This window comes from Roseateles chitinivorans (assembly GCF_050632145.1).
Taxonomy (GTDB): domain Bacteria; phylum Pseudomonadota; class Gammaproteobacteria; order Burkholderiales; family Burkholderiaceae_C; genus Roseateles; species Roseateles chitinivorans_B.
The window spans coordinates 1,019,189-1,038,787 of record NZ_CP192577.1; the positions used below are offsets into that span (position 1 = coordinate 1,019,189).

General features: G+C 68.0%; 16 protein-coding genes. 2 read left to right on the plus strand and 14 right to left on the minus strand.

Annotation, left to right across the window (positions count from 1 at the left end):
- Positions 1-267 precede the first annotated feature (267 nt).
- Together ACQ86G_RS04780 and ACQ86G_RS04785 are read left to right on the plus strand one after the other, a co-directional pair.
- Positions 268-2,961 (plus strand): TonB-dependent receptor, encoded by a 2,694-nt coding sequence (locus ACQ86G_RS04780; RefSeq protein WP_431259532.1) that lies wholly within the window; start codon positions 268-270, stop codon positions 2,959-2,961.
- A 104-nt stretch (positions 2,962-3,065) separates the two neighbouring features.
- Positions 3,066-4,283, plus strand: coding sequence for a hypothetical protein (locus ACQ86G_RS04785; RefSeq protein ID WP_431259533.1), 1,218 nt, complete (start codon positions 3,066-3,068; stop codon positions 4,281-4,283).
- A gap of 75 nt (positions 4,284-4,358) precedes the next feature.
- On the opposite strand, the gene ACQ86G_RS04790 is transcribed toward ACQ86G_RS04785, so the two are convergent.
- From ACQ86G_RS04790 to trpE, 14 genes are all read right to left on the minus strand, one after another.
- Complete coding sequence (locus tag ACQ86G_RS04790; RefSeq protein ID WP_431259534.1) at positions 4,359-5,432, minus strand: acyltransferase family protein; 1,074 nt, start codon at positions 5,430-5,432, stop codon at positions 4,359-4,361.
- A gap of 19 nt (positions 5,433-5,451) precedes the next feature.
- Entirely contained in the window at positions 5,452-6,327 is an 876-nt protein-coding gene (locus tag ACQ86G_RS04795; RefSeq protein ID WP_431259535.1) for a glycoside hydrolase family 16 protein, read from the minus strand.
- Positions 6,328-6,470: 143 nt separating this feature from the next.
- Positions 6,471-7,829, minus strand: a complete 1,359-nt coding sequence (locus ACQ86G_RS04800; protein ID WP_431259536.1) for an MFS transporter — start codon at positions 7,827-7,829, stop codon at positions 6,471-6,473.
- A gap of 47 nt (positions 7,830-7,876) precedes the next feature.
- Complete coding sequence (gene nagZ, locus ACQ86G_RS04805) at positions 7,877-9,358, minus strand: beta-N-acetylhexosaminidase (protein ID WP_431259537.1); 1,482 nt, start codon at positions 9,356-9,358, stop codon at positions 7,877-7,879.
- A 117-nt stretch (positions 9,359-9,475) separates the two neighbouring features.
- Positions 9,476-10,486 carry an SIS domain-containing protein gene (locus tag ACQ86G_RS04810; protein WP_431261335.1) on the minus strand — a complete coding sequence of 337 codons (1,011 nt, stop codon included), beginning with the start codon at positions 10,484-10,486 and terminating at the stop codon, positions 9,476-9,478.
- A complete protein-coding gene (nagA, locus tag ACQ86G_RS04815; protein ID WP_431259538.1) occupies positions 10,476-11,615 on the minus strand; it encodes an N-acetylglucosamine-6-phosphate deacetylase in 1,140 nt (379 codons plus the stop codon). Before nagA ends, ACQ86G_RS04810 begins: the two co-directional genes overlap by 11 nt.
- Complete coding sequence (locus ACQ86G_RS04820) at positions 11,612-12,355, minus strand: GntR family transcriptional regulator (protein ID WP_088405999.1); 744 nt, start codon at positions 12,353-12,355, stop codon at positions 11,612-11,614. The genes nagA and ACQ86G_RS04820 overlap by 4 nt, the downstream gene beginning before the upstream one ends.
- 14 nt (positions 12,356-12,369) lie before the next feature.
- The gene (locus ACQ86G_RS04825; RefSeq protein WP_431259539.1) at positions 12,370-13,314 is read right to left on the minus strand and encodes a BadF/BadG/BcrA/BcrD ATPase family protein; all 945 of its coding nucleotides are present in this window, start codon (positions 13,312-13,314) and stop codon (positions 12,370-12,372) included.
- Between the two features lie 185 nt (positions 13,315-13,499).
- Positions 13,500-14,201 (minus strand): uracil-DNA glycosylase, encoded by a 702-nt coding sequence (locus tag ACQ86G_RS04830; RefSeq protein WP_431259540.1) that lies wholly within the window; start codon positions 14,199-14,201, stop codon positions 13,500-13,502.
- On the minus strand, positions 14,201-14,992 hold the full coding sequence (gene trpC, locus ACQ86G_RS04835; protein ID WP_431259541.1) for an indole-3-glycerol phosphate synthase TrpC: 792 nt from the start codon (positions 14,990-14,992) through the stop codon (positions 14,201-14,203). Before trpC ends, ACQ86G_RS04830 begins: the two co-directional genes overlap by 1 nt.
- A 12-nt stretch (positions 14,993-15,004) precedes the next feature.
- A complete protein-coding gene (gene trpD / locus ACQ86G_RS04840; RefSeq protein WP_431259542.1) occupies positions 15,005-16,045 on the minus strand; it encodes an anthranilate phosphoribosyltransferase in 1,041 nt (346 codons plus the stop codon).
- 13 nt (positions 16,046-16,058) lie between these two features.
- Complete coding sequence (ltaE, locus tag ACQ86G_RS04845; RefSeq protein ID WP_431259543.1) at positions 16,059-17,138, minus strand: low-specificity L-threonine aldolase; 1,080 nt, start codon at positions 17,136-17,138, stop codon at positions 16,059-16,061.
- Positions 17,135-17,719, minus strand: a complete 585-nt coding sequence (locus tag ACQ86G_RS04850; protein WP_431259544.1) for an anthranilate synthase component II — start codon at positions 17,717-17,719, stop codon at positions 17,135-17,137. Before ACQ86G_RS04850 ends, ltaE begins: the two co-directional genes overlap by 4 nt.
- 27 nt (positions 17,720-17,746) lie before the next feature.
- The gene (gene trpE / locus ACQ86G_RS04855; RefSeq protein ID WP_431259545.1) at positions 17,747-19,231 is read right to left on the minus strand and encodes an anthranilate synthase component I; all 1,485 of its coding nucleotides are present in this window, start codon (positions 19,229-19,231) and stop codon (positions 17,747-17,749) included.
- Positions 19,232-19,599 lie beyond the last annotated feature (368 nt).

A 19,599-nucleotide genomic window follows, 5' to 3' on the forward strand; every position in this document is an offset into this window, starting at 1 on the left:
ACCCAGCCAGCGGGGGCACCACTCGGATGGATACACACCCGGACACCGCTGTCCATGCGGGTCGCGGCGATGCCACAGCAGGGAAAACACCGGCGTCGAACTGGTAGCAAAGTGGCTTTACCGCTCGTTATAGTGGCATGGCATTGGTTGCATTGAGGTGTATCGGGGGCGCCAGCTGCATGCCACTCCGCCGAAGGGTGTCGTGATTTCAGGTGCCAAGTCTTCATCACGGCCACAACTCCCTGGCCACTCGAGGAGCAGTTCATCATGAAGGTCAACAAGACCCCAATCGCGGCGGCGGTGACGCTGGCGCTGCTTGGCGCGGCGTTTGCCGTGCAGGCGCAAGAACAGAAAAAAGACGAGAAGAGCGACAAGAAGGCGGACAGCCAACTGGAACAGGTGATCGTCACCGGCATCCGCGCCTCCGTCCAGCAGTCGCTGAATCAGAAGCGCAATGCCGAATCGCTGGTGGAAGTGATCACCGCCGAGGACGTGGGCAAGATGCCCGACAAGAACATCGCCGATTCGCTGCAGCGCGTGCCTGGCGTGTCGACGACCAGCGCCGGCTCGAACGAAGGCTCCTTCGGCGAGAACGAGCACGTGCAGATGCGCGGCATCCACTCGCAGTACACGCTGACGACGTTGAACGGCCACCTGGTCTCGACAGGCGACTGGTACGGCCCGAACATCTCGGCCGGCGGCCGCAGCGTCACGTTCACGCTGCTGCCCTCCGACCTGATCGGCCGCGTGATCGTTCACAAGTCTTCCCAGGCTGATCTGCCGGAAGGCGGCGCCGCGGGCACGGTGGACATCCAGACCCGTCACCCGCTGGACTTCAAGGAAAGCTTCGGTGGCGTGGTGTCGGCGGAAGTGGCCCGCTCCGACGCGGCCAAGAAGAACGATCCGGCCCTGAGCGCCCTGCTCCACTGGAAGAACGAGTCCAACACCTTCGGCATCATGGGCCAGGTGTTCTCGCAGGAGCGCCATCTGCAGCGCGCCGGCTCCGAAGGTGTCTGGTGGGACAAGTACCCCGCCAACTATCCGGATCCCGCGCTGGCCGGCAAGAACGTCAGCTACCTGAGCGGCGCCGTGCTGTTCGAACAGGAACGCAAACGCCAGGGCGGCTACATCGAGGCCGAACTGCGCCCGACGAACACGTTGAGCTTCAACCTGTCGGGCTTCTACTCGAAGCTGGACGCCAAGAACTACAACACCAACTTCATGGCCGGGCTGACGAACGCGGCCAATGGCGCGGGCTGGAGCGGCAACTATCCGCTGCCACAGGCCGGGTACACGGTCTCGGGCAATACGGTCACCTCGATCTTCTACCCGGGCAACGCGTTCAACGGTCTGCCGGGCGGCACGGCCGGCGCGTATTCGGCGGTCGAGGACGTCGCGGCTCGTCCTGACGCCAAGACGGACTCCAAGTTCGTCAACCTGGACGGCAAGTGGGTCGTCAACGACGATCTGACCGTCACCGGGAAGATCGGCCACACGCAAGGCAGCGGCCGCACGACCGACGTCGGCTTCGAGCTGCTGAGCGGCTGGGACCAGGGTGCCGGCTACACGCTGCGTCCGGACGGCATCTTCGTGCTGAACGTGCCCGGCGGCAGCAAGTTCACCCCGGCCGGCTTCGGCATCGGTGGCTGGGGCAGCAAGACCAAGTCGGTCGACAAGGAAACCTACGGCCAGTTCGACGCCGACCTGAAGCTGAACAACGAGTACGTCCCGTCGATCCGTTTCGGCGCCCGTGCCACGGACCACCAGCGCAAGGTCGATCGTCTGCTGATGACACTCGCCGCCGGCGCGTCCGACGAGTCGCAGATCCCCAGCAGCGCGATCGGCAACTTCCCGTCGGACTGGTACGGCAGCCTGCCGGCCAACCCCACGCCGGGCTTCTCGCCGTTCAAGGTCAGCAATGCCTACGTCGCGCAATGGGTGGCCAAATACGCCCAGTTCAACACGCCGGCCACGCAGCTGAACTACGACATCAAAGAGGACACGCAAGCGGGCTACGTCATGGCCAACCTGCAGCCCACGGATGCAGTCAGCGGCAACATCGGCGTGCGCATCGTGCGCACCAAGGACGACATCACCGCCTTCCTGCCCGGCGGCCTGCCGCGCTACCAGCAGAGCTTCACCGACGTGCTGCCCAGCCTGAACCTGCGCGGCGAGTTCTCGCGGGACGTGATCGGCCGGTTCTCGATCAACCGTTCGATGTCGCGTCCGGACTACGGCCAGATGGCCGGCAGCGAACTGCGCGACCTGCAGCATGACGGCTCGGCCAGCAACCCGTTCCTGAAGCCGACCAAGGCCACCAACATCGACCTGTCGCTGGAGTGGTACTTCCAGCCCAAGTCGCTGCTGTCTGTTGGCGCCTTCGCCAGCCAGCTCAACGGCGTGATCGGCTACGGCTCGAGCACGATGATGTATGCCAACAACTCCAAGCCGGGCAGCCCGGTGGAGGCCTACAAGGTGTCGACCCCGCTCAACACCAATGGCCGCCTGACGGGGCTGGAGGCGCAGTACCAGCAAGCGCTGTTCGGCGGATTCGGCCTGGACGTGAACCTCACGCACACCAACGGCCGCATCACCCGCAAGGACATGGCGGGCACCTGCAACGGCACCGTGGCCGAGGACTGCTCGCTGTACGGCACCTCGAAGGACGTCTACAACCTGGGCGCCTACTTCGAGAACGACCTGCTGAGCGCCCGCCTGGCCTACAGCCACCGGTCGGCCTACAAGCTGGGCAACCGCGGCGGCGCGGACTACTTCCAGAGCGCGGCCGGTCAGCTGAACTTCGCGCTGAACGTCAATTTCTGGAAGGACGCCACCTTCACCTTCGAAGCCCAGAACCTGACCGACCCGCTGCTGACCGTCTACAAGACGGACCGGTCGCAGGTGTCGGGCGTGTACAAGGCCGGCAAGATGTACTACGCCGGCCTGCGCTACAAGTTCTGATCTCAGCCTCGCCGAAACGGAGCTCCCGACAACGGAGCTCCGTTTTTTTCGCCCGCGTCTGGCGATACGCGGGATTTCAACCTCAGGGAAAAGAAGTGAATCCAATGAAGATGAACTTGAAGAAGACGCTGTGCGTCGCGATCGGCGCGATGGCACTTGCCGGCGCGGTCGTGCCGGCACAAGCGCAGTGGACGGAGAAATATCCTGTGACGCCGATCCCGGAGCAGGACGTGATCACGGCATATCTGAAGGCCAACTTCGGGAAGATCGGCGAGATGGCCGGCCAGGCCATCATGAATGCGCTGAAGGATCCCAAGATGCAGGCCAAGATGGCGCAGACGGCCATCACCTACCTGGAAGGGCTGGGCAAGGACAACAGTCGCAGCCAGGACGATCGCGCAAGGGAACTCATCGCCCGCATCGAGGCGGAGATCGCGATCCTGAAGTCGCAAGGCTACGTCAGTGCACCGACCGGTCCGCTGAATACCACCGTCGCCTTCTCTCCAAGCTACAACACCGCCAAGTTGAGCTGGCAGGCGGACCGTCCGGCCCCCTTCACCTGCCAGCTCTTCGATGGTCGGAACATCCAGTTCATCGACGTGCTGCAGGAGGCCGACTACAGGATCTATCGCAACGGCAAACTGATCGCCACCCTCGCCGGGACCAACAACGGCCGCGGGTCGGACCTGCTGAAGGTGCCCACGATCAAGACCAACGGCTTCGCGATCACGCTCTCGTATTCGATGCCCGTCAAGCCTGAGCCCGGCGAGGTCGTCTTCTACGACTACGACCCCTACCAGGGTCAGGTCGGCACGCCCGTGAGCTACCGCGTCGAGGCGCAGCGCCAGGGTTGCGGTGGGTTCTACAACGCGGTCGGCACGATCTACATCGGCGTCAACACCTTCACCACACAGGTCCCGTTCGACGCCGACGGCAACTCGATCCCCGACTTCATTCCCGAGTCCGTGGTTCAGGCCTACCGCATGGGCCCGCCGACACCTGGCAATCCGCCGACGCAACCACCCGTGGGTGGACTGCCCGGCACCGGCAACTACAGTCTGCTGGGCGGCCAGGCGTGCGCCTGCGCCGGAAATCCCAATATCGCGAAGAGCGGCGGATGGAGCGCCTTTGTCAGGGCGGTGAACGCAGATCTGGTGGCCAAGACCGGAGTGGATTCGACCGGATGGCCGCAGATTGCCGCGGCACTGTCGCAATGCAATTCGACTGAAGGCACGTGCACGGTCGGCGGCGTGACGATCAAGCGGGACTTTTCCGTCCCCATCAGCGACGGATTCCGCTACGTGTGGCTCCTGACCAATTGATCGCCGTCCCGGCATGAGATCGGCCGACGCCCTCTGTGCAGGGCGTCGGCCGACGGCGAGGTCCCAGGTCGAGTCTCACACCTTGATGTAGACCCTGCGTGCATCCATCACCCGCACGATCGCCCACCACACGGCGACAAAGACCAGCGCGAAGGCCAGCGAGCGGCCATACGGTCCGACGATCGGCTCCAGCCAGCCGAACCCGCGCTCATAGAGCGGTGCCATCCACCCGAAACCCGCGAGGAACACCGTGCACATCCACGCGCCGGCGTAGGCGGCGATCGCATTGACCCCGAAGCTACGGAACAGCGGCGGCCAGCCGAGTCGATCGATCAGCGCATGCGCGCCGAGCAAGGCCAGCGCGGCGAGGCCACCGGTGAACAGCACGAACGATGGTGTCCACAGGTTCTTGTTGATCGGCATCAGGCCGATCGCGTCGAGCGCGAAGCCCGCGGCGGCGGCCGTGAGCCCGATCGTCGCGAGTTGCTTCAACGCGCCGCTGCGCAGCGCTTCGCCGCAGCGCCAGCCGAGCAACGTCGTTGCGAGCGCGCCCAACGTGGCAACGATGCCTTCCGGGTCATGGCCGAGACCGGTGACCGGATCCCACTCATACCCATGAGGCCCCAGCAGCCACGCATCGACGCGGCTGGCGATGTTGCCGACCTTGTCGAGGGGGCCGCCCCACAGCAGCAGGGCGCCGTAGCCGAGGAGCAGCACGGCCAGCCACAACCGCTGACCGGTCGCCCGCCATCGAATCGCGATCAGTCCGGTGAAGGCGAAGCAGAGACCGATCCGCTGCAGCACGCCGGGAATGCGCAGGGCCGGCTTGTCCATCAACCACCAGGCGAGCGCATGCAGCACCAGGCCGAGCACGAGGATGCGCAGGCCGCGCTTGACCACGGTGCCGCGGAGCGCATCGCCGCCACCCGCCTCGATCCGCGCGCCCATCGCGAGCGACAGCGACACCCCCACGATGAACAGGAAGAACGGGAACACCAGGTCCGTCGGCGTCCAGCCGTTCCAGGCCGCATGCTCCAACGGCGCGTAGACGTAGCCCCAGTCGCCGGGGTTGTTGACCAGCAGCATCGCGGCCACGGCCAGACCACGCAGCGCGTCGACCGACGCGATGCGTTTCGAGGGAGCATTCATGGGAAGCAGGTCGGAAGGATCAGAAGTCGCAGCGGCTCTCGAGCGCCGGCTCGGCGGCCTGCACCTGGTCCAGTCGCGCAACGCCGCCGGCACGCCAGCGCTTCACCTGCGCGTCCACCGCGGCTGGGCTCAGCACCGCGTCCTTCGCATGGAAGACCCAGTCGACGTCCTCTTCGTACACGCGCGGCGGGCCGCCCGCCGGCCCCTGCGGCAGCGGGCCCTCGGGAGAGAACCACAGGTTGAAGTTGATCGACATCGGCACCACCGGATAGTTCCGGCCGCCGTGTTGGTCGACCTTGCGGCCGTCGATGAACCAGTGCGTGCGGCCGTCGGCGACCTGCATCACCAGCGTGTGCCAGTCCTTGCCCGGCGCGCCCAATGGACCGAATTCCTCATGCTGCTGGTTGAAGGCAAGCCAGGGGTCCAACCGCACCGTCTGCCAGGTGATGCCGTAGATCCGCGTCTTCTCGCTGCCCCAGCCACCGTTGGGCAGGTATTCCCAATCCAGCTCGCTGAACTCGGGATCGAAATCGTGCTTCAGCGGGCTCACCACGTAGAAGGTCTGGATCACCGGATCACCGTCGGCGCCGCTCACCGGCTGATCGCTGAAGCGCACACGCGCGGCGTAGGTGCCGCCCAGGTACTTGCGCTGGTGACAGACCTGCACCTGCGTCGTGCCCGCACCGGTGCCGTCGGTCGTGCCGCGCAGGCGAAGCTTGCCGTCGACGAGGCTCAGCGCCTCCGGCGCCCAGCGTGCACCCGGCAGCCCCGGATGGCCAGCCGCGCTGCGCGCCGTCCACCCTTGCTGGAACATTGCCGCCGTGTCGGCGTAGCTGAAGTCGTCGAAGAAGAACTGCGGCGCCGCTGCTTGAGCGCCCGTTGCGGCGACAAGCATCGCCGCGGCCGCCCACCTGCGCAGGCCTGGGCGTTGGCCGCCAAGGCATGGGGCCCCGGCGGCAAGCGCCGAAACCCCACGCCTTGCCGTCCCCCACCACTGCCGCCCTTCGACGGATTTGCTACCGAGGACTTCGGACGGGTTCATGTCGCGCTTTCTATCGGGGTCGGCGCACTGCCGTTGCTCTTGCCATCGCGGGGGTCGTTGCTCTTGTCCTTGGCCTTGCCAGGCATGCGGACGAAGAGCAGCAGGATCAGCGCCGGAGCCCCGCAGCCGATCGTCCACAGGAAGAAGTGCTCGTAACCCATCGCGATCTGGATGTCGCCGCTGATCGTCTTCGACAGGATGAAGCCCAGCTGCATCACGCCCGAACCCAGCGCGTAATGCGCCGTCTGGTACTTGCCCGGCGCGACGGCCTGCATGATGAACAGGATCATGCCGACGAAGCCGAAGCCGTAGCCCAGCATCTCGACCGCGACGGCCAAGCCCACGTGCCACAGGTCCGCCGGCATCGTGACGGCGAGGTAGTAGAAGGTCGCGTTCGGGACCGCCATCGCCACGATCAGGAAGGGCATGGCGCGACGCAGGCTCAGCCAGCTCGTGAAGTACCCGCCGACGATGCTGCCGACCAGGAAGGCCGCCGTGCCCACGGTGCCGTAGATCCCGCCGACCTGCTCCGTCGTCAGGCCCAGTCCGCCCTTCTCGCGCGGCTCGATCAGGAACAGCGGCCCGATCGTCTGCACCTGCCCTTCGGCGAAACGGAACATCACGATGAACAGGATCATCAGCCAGATGCCGGGCTTCTTCAGGAAATCGGCGATCACCTCGCGCAAGGTCTGCCAGACACCCTCGACCGTGAGATCACCGTGATCGGTGTTGAGCGCGCCCGGCAAGGCATAGGCGTTGTAGCTGGCCAGCACGAACAGCAGCACGGCCAGCATCGCAAAGATCACCGACCACGCGTTCATCACGCCGATGCCGCGCTCCAGATGTCCGGCCAGCACGAGCAGCCCGCCGAGCGTCAAGAACTTCGACGCGTTGAAGAACGCGCCCTGCCAGCCGGCGTAGGCCGCCTGCTGCCTGTCGTCGAGCGAAGCCATGTAGAGCCCGTCGCAGGCGATGTCATGCGTCGCCGACGCATAGGCCAGCAGGAACAGCACCGCGATGCTGGCCGCGAACCACATCGGCAGCTGCAGTGCCACCGCCATCAGGCCCAGCCCCACCGCACCGGTGTACTGCCCGGCGACGACGATCAGCTTCTTGCTGCGCGCCAGTTCCAGGAAAGGACTCCACAGCGGCTTGAACGCCCAGGCCAGGCCGAGCAGGCCGGTCCAGCGCGCGATCTGGTCATTCGCGACACCCATGTTCTTGAACATCAGGCCGGCGATCAGCATGACGACGAAGAACTGCATGCCCTGCACGAAGTACAGGCTGGACACCCAGCGGATGGGGCTGCGGTCGCCGCGCGCTCCGGCGGCGGGAGGAATCTTCGAAGAGCTCATGGGGGAGGACCTCGGTGCGGTGCTGTGCGGGGCGGCCTGAGCCGGCTTCAATCCAGCGTGACCGGCGACTGGCCGCCGGCCTCGCCGCGGCCTTGCAGCCAGGCGCCGAGCGCGCCCAGCGCGCCGTCGGCGTAGCCCCAGCTGATCACCGTCGGCGCCGAGACATCCAGCGCCTGGAACGGGTTCCACAGCACCAGATGCAGATCCGGGCGCCACGCGGCGGCGTTGGCGCCGTAACGCGCCCGATGCGTCGAGGCCACGATCGTGAAGCGCCCGTCGGCAGGGACGGCAGCCCAGTCGAGCGCCGCGATGTCGCCGAGCGAGACGAACTCGACGTCGCCGTAGCCTTCGAACAGCGCGCGCACCTGGGCGCCGGTCGGGCCGGCCTCGGACACGCCGTCGGTCGGCACCTCGTCCTGCACCAGCACGCGGATCGGCCGGGCGATCGCCGGCGGCGTCGCACCGCGCAGCGCGCTCAGGCCCGCGGCCCAGGCGCGGCGCATCAGCACGTCGTCGGCCTCGCGCTGCGCGCCCTGGTAGTCATCGAAGCGGACCGGGAAATCGCGCGCCAGCTTGTCCAGCCGCGCTTCGGCCTGGCGACCGCGCTCGACGCTCAAGCCGCCGCGCGACAGCGCGTCCTGCAGCGCATGGATCGCCTGCGCCTGCTCGTCGAGCGAGCCCTGCGCCAGGATCATGTCGGCGCCGGCGTTGATCGCCAGCACCGCCGCCTTCGCATAGCCGTAGCGCTCGGCGATGGCCTTCATCATCAGCGCGTCGGTGATGACGACGCCGTCGTAGCCGTACTCGTCGCGCAGGATGCCGCCCAGGATCGTCTTCGACAGCGTCGCCGGGTACTGCGGGTCGATCTTCGGATAGACGATGTGCGCCGTCATGATCGACGGCGCCACGTCGCGCAGCGCCTGGAAGGGCTTGAGTTCGAGCGCGTCCAGTTCGGCGCGGGACTTCTCGACCGTCGGCAGGTCCAGGTGCGAATCGACGTGCGTGTCGCCGTGCCCCGGGAAGTGCTTGATGCAGCAGGCCACGCCCGCCGCCATCGAGCCCTTCATCCACGCGCCGGCCAGGCGCGTGACGGTGTCCGCGGTCTCGCCGAAGCTGCGCTCGGCGATCACCGGGTTGGCCGGGTTGTTGTTGATGTCGGTGACCGGCGCGAAGTTCCAGTTGATGCCGATGCCGCGCAGGCCGCGCGCCACCGCCGCGCCGACCTGCTCGGCCAGCCCTTCGTCGCCCGCCGCGCCCAGCGCCATCGCCGACGGCGGCTGCGGCAGGAAGGTCGCGCGCACGACGGAGCCGCCCTCCTGGTCGAGTCCGATCAGCGCATCCGCGCCCATCGCTTCGCGCAGATCCCGCGTGAGTTGACGGACCTCCGCCTCGGTACCCAGGTTCTTGCGGAACAGGCACACCGCCCGGATCTTGTTGTCGCGGAGGAAGGCCGCGGTCGTCGCATCCAGCGTCTTGCCCTGGATGTCCACCATCACCAGCCGGCCCGGATGGAATGCTGTCTCGCTCATGTCGCTCTCTTCTGCCTGGCCCGCGGGTCGACGGCTGGGGATGGGGAAATCAACTTGCAATCGATGCGCCGGGGCAGGGATGCGCAGGAGCGCGGCCATGGCCCCGGGCATGCGCCCTCAATGCGTCTTGGTGACCTTGGCCAGATGGCGCGGCTGGTCGGGGTTCAGACCCCGCGCCTGCGCCAGCGCCTCGACCATCGGATAGAAGCTCTGCACCGCCGCGATCGGGTCGAGGTCCTCGTTGCCGGTGCAGGTCAGCGGCAACTCGGCGCCCGGCGTGCCTTCCGGCGCCGCCAGCAGCACGCGCGCACCGCGGCCGCGCATCTCCTCGGCCAGCGCCAGCAGACCCGCCTGCGCGGGACCGCGCGGCGCGAAAACCAGCAGCGGATAGCCCTCCTCCACCAGCGCCATCGGTCCGTGCTTCACTTCCGCGCCGGAGAAGGCCTCGGCCTGGATGCCGCAGGTCTCCTTGAACTTCAGCGCCGCTTCCAGCGCGATCGGCAGCGAGGTACCGCGACCGATGACGAACAGCTTGTCCGCACCCTGGAGCACATCGACCGCCACGTCCCAGCGTTGCTTGGCGGCCTGCTCCATCGCCTGCGGCAAGGTCTGCAACGCGGCCGACAGGTGCTCGTCGCCCTGCCAGGCCGCGACGACGCGCGCACCCGCCACCAATTGCGCGATGTAGCTCTTGGTCGCGGCGACGCTCTGCTCGACGCCGGCATGCAGGCGGAACACGTGCTCGGCCGCGGCCTCCAGCGGCGAGCCGTCGGCGTTCACGAAGGCGACCGTGCGCGCGCCGTTGGCGCGGAAGTACTGCGTCGGCGAGACCAGGTCCGGGCTCTGGCCCGATTGCGAGAACGCGAAGGACACCAGCCCCTGGCTCTGGATCTTGCTCTGGTAGAGCGTGATCAGCGACATCGGCAGCGAGGTCACGAGCCGGCCCAGCCGCGCCATCAGCAGGTAAGCCAGGTAGTGCGACGCGTGGTCCGAGCTGCCGCGCGCGATCGTCAGCAGCGAGGTCGGCGGCTGCTCGCGCAGCGCGTCGCCCAGGGCGGCATAGGCGTTCTGATCGGCGGCCAGTTGACGGGCCACCACCTGCGGCGCGCTCAGCGCCTCATCCAGCATTCGCGAGGTCAATTGCTTCTCCTTCAACGACCACGCACTGCAACTGCAAGCCACGGTCCATCACTACGAAATCCGCCCAGGCGCCCGGAGCCAGACGGCCCCGGTCGTCCAGACCCAAATAGTCCGCCGCGTTCGTCGACACGCGCCGCGACGCGTCCTCGATCGGGAGGCCCAGTTTCAGCACCAGGTTGCGCAGCGCCTGGTCCATCGTCAGCGTCGATCCGGCCAGCGTGCCGTCAGGCAGACGCACGCCGCCCAGGCACTTGGTGACGCGGTGCCGGCCCAGGCTGTACTCGCCGTCGGGCATGCCGGCCGCGGCCGTCGAATCGGTGACGCAGAACAGGTGCGGGATGCTGCGCAGCGCGACGCGGATCGCGCCGGGGTGCACATGCAGCAGGTCCGGAATGACCTCGGCATACTGCGCGTGCGCCAGCGCGGCCCCGACCATGCCGGGCTCGCGGTGGTGCAGGCCCGTCATCGCGTTGAACAGGTGGGTGAAGCCGCCGGCGCCGCGGCCGAGCGCGGCGACGCCGTCTTCATAGGTGCCCAGCGAGTGGCCGATCTGGACCTGGAAGCCGGCCTCGCGCAACTGCGTGACGAGGTCGAGGTGGCCCGGCAGCTCCGGCGCCAGCGTGATCAGGCGGATCGGCGCGATCGCGTGCAGGTCGCGGATCTCGGCGATCGACGCGGCCTTGGCGAAGTCCGGCTGCGCGCCGAGCTTGCCGGGATTGATGTACGGCCCTTCGAGGTGCACGCCCAGCACGCGCGCGCCGCCCTCGGGGCGCACGACGCAGAGCTCGGCCAGGCCGCGCATCGCGTGCCGGATCTCGTCCAGCGGCGCGGTCATCGTCGTCGCGAGCAGCGACGTGGTGCCGTGTTTCGCATGCAGCTTGGCGAGCTGCGCGGCGGCGTCGCCGCCTTCCATCGTGTCGCGGCCGGCGCCGCCGTGGACGTGCGTGTCGATGAAGCCCGGCAGGACGATCGGCAGGTCCTGCGCGCCGTGGCGCACGTCGTACTCCGGCACGGCGGTCCCGTCGATGCGGGTCACTCGGCCTTCTTGATGTTCCAGCACACCGCGGATGAACCCGTCAGGTGTCAGTATGAATCCGTCGATGTGCTGGGTCGTCATCCGTCTCGCCTCATCTCCGCGACGAAGTCGTAGTAGTCGCTGCGGCAGTAGGAATGGGTGAGCTCCACAGCCTGACCCTGGTCGAGGTAGCCCACGCGGGTGATGAAGAGCACCGCCTGCCCCACCGGCACCTGCAGCAGACCCGCCAGGCGCGAGTCGGCATTGATGGCGCGGATGTGCTGCAGCGCGCGCACCGGCGCGCCGCCGTGCTGGGCGAGGTGCTCGTACAGCGAGGACTCGACCTTCTGCGGATCGGGCAGCACGGCCTCGGGCAGGATCGAGAGCTCATAGGCCATGACCACGGCGTCCGCCAGGCGCAGGCGCTCCAGGCGCGCGACGCGCTGGCCGGTCGTCAGGCCGAGCGACAGCTGCTCGTCCGGCGCCGCCATGGCGAAGCCGCGCGTCAGCCAACGGCTGCTGGGCTTGAAGCCGCGCTGGTGGAGTTCCTCCGAGAAGCTGGTCAGGCGCGACAGCGGCTGCTCGAGCTTGGGCGCGATGTAGTTGCCGGAGCCGCGCTTGCGCACGATCAGGCCCTGCTCGACGAGGCGGTCGATCGCCTTGCGGGCGGTGACGCGCGAGAGGTCGAGCGACTCCGAGAGCACGCGCTCCGACGGCAGGGCCTCGTCGGCCTGGTACTGGCCTTCGCGGATCGCCTGTGCCAGCTTGTGGGCCAGCTGCATGTACAGCGGCGACGCGGCGGCGGGATCGGGCTTGAACTGGAAGGGCAGCTTGGTGCTCATCGGGCTTCTCATCTTCAACGGGGGTCGGAGAGAGCGCCGCGGACCAGCCGCAGCGCGCCGTCGGCCGAGTCGCCCTGGGGCGACACGCAACGGGCCCGAATGTTGCCTGAGAAAAGCGCGGCGAGCCGCTGTGCCACGCTGCCCGCGAGCGACAGCGGCAGCTGCCGCGTCGGATCGAGCGCGAGCGCGAGCAGCTCCAGCTCCGCGACGGCCTGCGCGACGAGCGCCGCGGCGGCCGGATCGGATTCCGATTGTTCGAACACGAGCGGCGCCAGTTGCGCGTAGGCATGCTGGCCGGCCTGGGCGACCCAGGCGTTGATGGCGTCGCGGTCCTGGTCGTCCTGGCAGCCGGCGGCGGCCCACACGGCGCGGGCCAGCGCTCCGGCCTCCACGCGACCGTCCATCGCCTTCTGTGCGAGGCGCATCGCCTGGATGCCGAGCCACGCGCCGCTGCCTTCGTCGCCGCCGATCCAGCCCCAGCCGCTGACACAGACCATCGAACCATCGGCGCGCAGCGCCTCGCCCACCGTGCCGGTGCCGGCCGCGATCACGCCGCCGGGCCGGCCCGCATGCGCACCGATGACGGACGTGGTGCCGTCGTTCACGAGTTCGATGTGGGCGTAGCCGGGCTGCTGTGCGACGAAGGCCTGCGCCTGTGAGGCGACGCCGGCGCCGGAGAGGCCGAGACCGATGGCGGTCTCGCCGAGCGGCAGGCGCTCGATGCCCGCCTTGGCGGCGGCTTCCTGCACGGCCATCTGGATGTGGCGCCAGGCCTGGGCGATGCCCTGCCCCAATGCCGACGGCCCCGCCCAGCCCTGTCCGAGCAGCTGTCCGTGGACATCGCTCAGCCGGACCCGCGTGCCGGTGCCACCGCCATCCACTCCCACCAGGAAGCGGACGCCCGCGAAGTGCGGCTGCAGAGGAGCGGACCAGGCGTCCGCCAGGGGGTGGCTTGTCATGATTAATACCAGTTTAGTACCAAAAAACGCAGAGCGTCAATTGGTAGCGCACTGGACTTAACCCTGATGCCGGAGCCCCTTTCAAAGGGGTTACGTGGTTATGACCACCAACGTACCAGTTATGGCTCTGCAGGAAATCGGGAGGAGCACTTAGCCGGTAGCCTGCCAAGGCCGCTGCAGGACGGTCAATCCAGGGACCAGCCCAGCTCGACGCCCTGCCCTTTGAGCCAGTCGCGCGCAGCTGAGAAGTGTCCGCAGCCGATGAAGGGCGCGGGACCTCGCGTGGCGGACAACGGCGACGGATGGTTGGCCTGCAGCACGAGATGCCGATGGCCGGCCGCCTCGATCAACGGCGCCTTCGCCTGCGCATGGGCGCCCCACAGCAGATAGACCTTGGGGGCCGGGTCTTGCGCGGTGGCCGCGATGAGCGCATCCGTCAGCGATTCCCAGCCCTTCTTCGCATGCGAGGCGGCGGCGCCGTCCTCGACGGTGAGGCTGGTGTTGAGCAGCAGCACGCCGCGCCGCGCCCATTCACCGAGGTGCCCGGACATCGCCGGCTGCTGCCCCAGGTCGCGCTGCAGCTCCTTGAAGATGTTGCGCAGCGAGGGCGGCAGCTTCTCCCCCACCGGCACGGAGAACGACAGCCCCTCCGCCTGCCCCGGCCCGTGATACGGGTCCTGGCCGACGATGACGACCTTCACGTTCGTCAGCGGCGTGAGGCGCAGCGCGCGCAGCGGGTCGGGCGGGTAGATCACCGCGCCTTCAGCAAGCCGCGTCTTCAGCAGCGCCTCGATGCGCTGACCATCGGCGCTCGCGCGCCACGCGTCGATGAGCGGCTGCCAGCCATCGCCAGCCGACCAGTCGAGGGACTTGAGCGTCGCGGACATCAGCGGAACAGCGCCGACAACGCCGCACCCGGATCGGGGGCGCGCATGAAGGCCTCGCCGACGAGGAAGGCGTTGACCTGCGCGTCGCGCATGCGCTGCACGTCGGCCGGGCCGAGGATGCCGGACTCGGTCACCAGGAGACGATCCGCCGGCACGTTTTTCAGCAGCCCGAGCGTCGTGTCCAGCGTGACCTCGAAGGTCTTCAGGTTGCGGTTGTTGATGCCGACCATCGGTGTCTTCAAACGCAGCGCGCGCTCCAGTTCCGCGCCGTCGTGCACCTCGACCAGCACGTCCAGGCCGAGGCCCAGCGCGCAGTCCTCGAGCTCGGCCATCAGACCGTCGTCCAGGCTTGCCGCGATCAGCAGGATGCAATCCGCGCCCATCGCGCGCGCTTCGTAGACCTGGTACGGATCGATCATGAAGTCCTTGCGCAGCACCGGCAGCGCGCAGGCCGCGCGGGCCTGCTTCAAGAACTCGACCGAGCCCTGGAAGTGCGGTGCGTCGGTCAGCACGCTCAGGCAGGCCGCGCCGTGCTGCTCGTAGCTGCGGGCGATGTCGGCGGGACGGAAGTCCTCGCGCAGCACGCCCTTGCTCGGACTGGCCTTCTTCACCTCGGCGATGACGCCGCTGTGGCCGGCGTCGATCTTGGCGCGCAGCGCGTCCACGAAACCGCGCGTCGGCTCGGTCCGCGATTCGGCTTCAGCACGCAGCGCGGTCAACGGCACGCGGGCCGACGCGGCGGCGACTTCCTCGCGCTTGACGGCGTTGATGCGATCCAGGATGTCAGACATACGACTTTCTTTTCAGGCGTTCGCGGCGGCCTGCCGCTGCGTCTCGGCGACGAACTGGTCCAGCTTCGCACGCGCGGCACCGGACTCGATCGCCACGCGCGCCTTCGCGATGCCGTCGGCGATCGACTCGACCACGTTGGCCGCATACAGCGTCGCGCCGGCGTTCAGCAGCACGATGTCGCGCGCCGCGCCGGGATCGTTGCCGAGCACGCCCAGCAGCACCTGCCGGCTCTCCTCCGGACCGCTGACGCGCAGGTTGCGGCTCGCGACCATCGGCATGCCGAAGTCCTCGGGGTGGATCTCGTACTCGCGGATCTCGCCGTTCCTGAGTTCGCCGACCAGCGTCGCCGCGCCCAGCGAGATCTCGTCCATGTTGTCCTTGCCGTAGACGACCACGGCGTGCTGAGCGCCGAGGCGCTGCATCACGCGGACCTGGATGCCGACGAGGTCCGGATGGAACACGCCCATCAGGATGTTGGGCGCGTCGGCCGGGTTGGTCAGCGGCCCCAGGATGTTGAAGATCGTGCGCACGCCCAGCTCCTTGCGGACGGGCGCGATGTTCTTCATCGCCGGATGGTGGTTGGGCGCGAACATGAAACCGATGCCGGTCTGGCGCACGCACTCGGCGACCGCCTGCGGCGGTAGCGACAGCGTCACGCCGAGCGCCTCCAGCACGTCCGCACTGCCGGTCTTGGACGACACGCTGCGGTTGCCGTGCTTGGCGACCTGCGCGCCCGCCGCGGCCGCGACGAACATCGAGCAGGTCGAGATGTTGAAGGTGTGCGCGCCGTCGCCGCCGGTGCCGACGACGTCGACCAGATGCGGGCCCGGCTCGATCGGCACCTTGACGGAGAACTCGCGCATCACCTGCGCGGCGGCGGTGATCTCGCCGATGGTCTCCTTCTTGACGCGAAGACCGATCAGGATCGCCGCGGCGGTGACCGGCGAGATGTCGCCGCTCATGATGCGGCGCATCAGCGACAGCATCTCGTCGTGGAAGATCTCGCGGTGCTCGATGACGCGGGTCAGCGCCTCGTTGTCGGTGATGGGCATGAGGATCTCCCGCTCAGGCGTTGAAGAACCGGCACGTGGCCGCGACGGCGCGGTCGACGCCCGCAGCGTCCACGTCGAGGTGGGTCACGAAGCGCAGCTTGTACAGCCCGGTCGTGAGCACGCCTTCGGTCTTCAGATGCTCGACCAGCTTCGCCGCGATGCCCTTGTCGACGTCGCAGAAGACGATGTTGGTCTGCGGCGCCTCGACCGTCAGACCCGGCAGGCCCTGCAGTCCTTCGGCGAGGCGCTTGGCCAGCGCGTGGTCTTCGCCCAGGCGCTTCACCTGGTGGTCGAGCGCGTAGTGCGCCGCCGACGCGAGCAGCCCGGCCTGGCGCATGCCGCCGCCGAGCATCTTGCGCCAGCGGTGGGCGCTCTTGATGAGCTCGCGCGTGCCGCACAGCACCGAGCCGACCGGCGCGCCCAGTCCCTTGGAGAAGCAGACTGACACGCTGTCGAAGTGCGAGCAGATGCGTCTGGCGGCGTCGTACGGATCGCTCCCGTCGCGCGCGGCGACCGCGACCGCCGCATTGAACAGGCGCGCGCCGTCGAGGTGGCGCGACAGGCCGTGGCGCTTCGCCAGCTCCGAGGCGGCCGCGAGGTAGTCCATCGGCAGCACCTTGCCGCCGATCGTGTTCTCCAGCGCCAGCAGCCGCGTGCGCGCGAAGTGCGCGTCGTCGGGCTTGATGTTGGCTTCGATGTCGGCCAGCGGCAGCGAGCCGTCCGGCGCGTGGTTCAGCGGCTGCGGCTGGATGGAGCCCAGCACTGCGGCGCCGCCGCCTTCCCAGCGGTAGGTGTGCGCGAACTGGCCGACGATGTATTCGTCGCCGCGCTGGCAGTGCGCCATCAGCGCGCAGAGGTTGCTCTGCGTGCCGGTGGGCATGAAGAGCGCCGCCTCGAAGCCGAGCCGCTCCGCCAGCGCCACCTGCAGCGCATTGACGCTCGGGTCGTCGCCGAAGACGTCGTCGCCCAGCGGCGCGGACGCCATGGCGGCGCGCATGCCCGCGGTCGGCTGGGTGACGGTATCGCTGCGCAGATCGACGATCGCGCCGATGTTGCCGCCGCTCTGACCTGCTGCCTTGCTGCCTTCGTTCATCGTGCCAACTCCAGGAAGTTCTTGAGCATCGCGTGACCGTGCTCCGAGAGGATGGATTCGGGATGGAACTGGACGCCTTCCAGCGGCGTCGCGGTGCCGGCGAGCGCGCGATGACGCACGCCCATGATCTCGCCGTCCTCGCTGCGGGCGCTGATCTCCAGCTCCGGGGGAATCGTCGATTCCTCGATCGCCAGCGAGTGGTAGCGGATCACGTCGAAGCGGTCGGGCAGACCGCTGAAGACGCCCTGCGTGTCGGTCGTGATCGTCGAGGACTTGCCGTGCATCTGCACCCTCGCGCGGACGATGTGGCCGCCCAGCGCGGCACCGATGCTCTGGTGCCCGAGGCACACGCCCAGGATCGGCAGCTTGCCGATGAAGCGCTGGATCGCCGGCACGCAGACGCCGGCTTCCTTGGGCGTGCACGGTCCGGGCGAGAGCACCAGATGCGTCGGGTTGAGCGCGGCGATCTCGTCGAGCGTGATCTGGTCGTTGCGGACCGTCTTCACCTCGGCGCCGAGCTCGGCGAAGTACTGCACCAGGTTGAAGGTGAAGCTGTCGTAGTTGTCGATCATCAGCAGCATGTTCTTGCTCCTTCGTTCACTTCAGCTTCAGAAACCTTCTTCGACCAGTTCCGCAGCGCGCAGCAGCGCGCGCGCCTTGGCCTCGGTCTCCTTCCATTCGAGCTCGGGGACCGAGTCCGCCACGATGCCCGCCGCCGCCTGCACGTACAGCACCTGGTCCATGACGATGCCGGTGCGGATCGCGATGGCCAGGTCCATGTCGCCGCCGAAGCTCAGGTAGCCGCAGGCGCCGCCGTAGATGCCGCGCTTGACGGGCTCGAGCTCGTCGATGATCTCCATCGCGCGGATCTTGGGCGCGCCCGACAGCGTGCCGGCCGGGAAGCTGGCGCGGAACACGTCCATGTTGCCGACGCCGGGTTTCAGGATGCCCTCGACGTTGCTGACGATGTGCATCACGTGCGAGTAGCGTTCGACGGCGAAGGCGTCCGTCACCTTCACGCTGCCGGTATGCGCGATGCGGCCGGTGTCGTTGCGGGCCAGGTCGATCAGCATCAGGTGCTCGGCGCGCTCCTTCGGATCGGCCTTGAGCTCGACCTCGAGCGCCTGGTCCTGCTCCGGCGTGCCACCGCGCGGACGCGTGCCGGCCAGCGGGCGGATCGTGACCTTGCGGCCCTCGGGCGTCTGCTCCTGGCGCACCAGGATCTCCGGCGAGGCGCCGACGATCTGGAAGTCCCCCATGTCGTAGAAGTACATGTAAGGGCTGGGATTCAGCGAACGCAGCGCGCGGTAGAGGCTCAGCGGCGACTCGGTGTAGCGCTTCTTCAGCCGCTGGCCGAAGACGATCTGCATGCAGTCGCCGGCGGCGATGTAGGCCTTGGCCTTGTCGACCGAGGCCAGGAAGTCGGCCTTCGCGAACTCGCGCTCGACCGGATGCGCCTGGGCGCGCGCGACGCGCGGCGCGGCGACCGAGTAGCCCAGCTTGTCCTTCAGCTCGGTGAGGCGCTTCTTCGCCTTGAAGTAGGCCTCGGGCTGGCCGGGGTCGGCGTAGACGATCAGGTAGAGCTTGCCCGACAGGTTGTCGATGACGGCCAGTTCCTCGCACTGCAGCAGCATCACGTCGGGCGTCGGCAGGCCGCCCTGCGGCGTGGAGTCGGCCAGGCGCGGCTCGATGTAGCGGACCGCGTCGTAGCCGAAGTAGCCCGCCAGCCCGCCGCAGAAACGCGGCATGCCGGGTCGCAGCGCGACCTTGAAGCGCTGCTGGTAGGCCTCGATGAAGGCGAGCGGATCGCCCTCGTGGGTCTCGACCACGGCGCCGTCGCGGATCACGCGGGTGACGGGGCCTTCGCTCTTCAGCACGGTGCGCGCGGGCAGGCCGATGAAGGAGTAGCGGCCGAAGCGCTCGCCGCCGACCACCGACTCCAGCAGGAAGCTGTGGCGGCCCGGGCCGTTGCCGGCGCAGAGCTTCAGGTAGAGCGAGAGCGGGGTCTCGAGATCCGCGAAGGCCTCGCTGATCAGCGGGATGCGGTTGTAGCCGTCTGCGGCCAGGCTTTGGAATTCCAGTTCGGTGATCACGTCGTCAAACCTCTTGTCGAATGCGGCGTGTCGTTCCGGTGATGCAAGGCATCACGACGCGCGCGCAAGCGCTAACTCAGGTCGCCTGTTGGACCTGCCCCGTACGGTAGGGTGCAGAGGAAGTGTGACGGTCCCGCGTCCGGGGATAGGGGTGGACGGCGGGCGGCAAGCAGCAGGCGGCTTCAGGTGAAGTCGAACCAGGATCGCCAGGGCCAGGCTCCCCGGTCGTTCGACCCCTTGATGTGCTTGCGCGTGATAAACATGGTGCGGACCAGTGTAGCAGGCGACATGGGCAGGAGGATTCCCGGAGGCCCGGCTTCGCATGGCTGTCGGATACTTCGCATCAGAGTCGACCGTGGAGTCGGCCG

Coding starts and splice junctions, on each gene's coding strand:
- ACQ86G_RS04780 (WP_431259532.1), top strand. CDS start 268: ATGAAGGTCAACAAGACCCCAATCGCGGCGGCGGTGACGCTGGCGCTG.
- ACQ86G_RS04785 (WP_431259533.1), top strand. CDS start 3,066: ATGAAGATGAACTTGAAGAAGACGCTGTGCGTCGCGATCGGCGCGATG.
- ACQ86G_RS04790 (WP_431259534.1), bottom strand. CDS start 5,432: ATGAATGCTCCCTCGAAACGCATCGCGTCGGTCGACGCGCTGCGTGGT.
- ACQ86G_RS04795 (WP_431259535.1), bottom strand. CDS start 6,327: ATGCTTGTCGCCGCAACGGGCGCTCAAGCAGCGGCGCCGCAGTTCTTC.
- ACQ86G_RS04800 (WP_431259536.1), bottom strand. CDS start 7,829: ATGAGCTCTTCGAAGATTCCTCCCGCCGCCGGAGCGCGCGGCGACCGC.
- nagZ (WP_431259537.1), bottom strand. CDS start 9,358: ATGAGCGAGACAGCATTCCATCCGGGCCGGCTGGTGATGGTGGACATC.
- ACQ86G_RS04810 (WP_431261335.1), bottom strand. CDS start 10,486: ATGCTGGATGAGGCGCTGAGCGCGCCGCAGGTGGTGGCCCGTCAACTG.
- nagA (WP_431259538.1), bottom strand. CDS start 11,615: ATGACGACCCAGCACATCGACGGATTCATACTGACACCTGACGGGTTC.
- ACQ86G_RS04820 (WP_088405999.1), bottom strand. CDS start 12,355: ATGAGCACCAAGCTGCCCTTCCAGTTCAAGCCCGATCCCGCCGCCGCG.
- ACQ86G_RS04825 (WP_431259539.1), bottom strand. CDS start 13,314: ATGACAAGCCACCCCCTGGCGGACGCCTGGTCCGCTCCTCTGCAGCCG.
- ACQ86G_RS04830 (WP_431259540.1), bottom strand. CDS start 14,201: ATGTCCGCGACGCTCAAGTCCCTCGACTGGTCGGCTGGCGATGGCTGG.
- trpC (WP_431259541.1), bottom strand. CDS start 14,992: ATGTCTGACATCCTGGATCGCATCAACGCCGTCAAGCGCGAGGAAGTC.
- trpD (WP_431259542.1), bottom strand. CDS start 16,045: ATGCCCATCACCGACAACGAGGCGCTGACCCGCGTCATCGAGCACCGC.
- ltaE (WP_431259543.1), bottom strand. CDS start 17,138: ATGAACGAAGGCAGCAAGGCAGCAGGTCAGAGCGGCGGCAACATCGGC.
- ACQ86G_RS04850 (WP_431259544.1), bottom strand. CDS start 17,719: ATGCTGCTGATGATCGACAACTACGACAGCTTCACCTTCAACCTGGTG.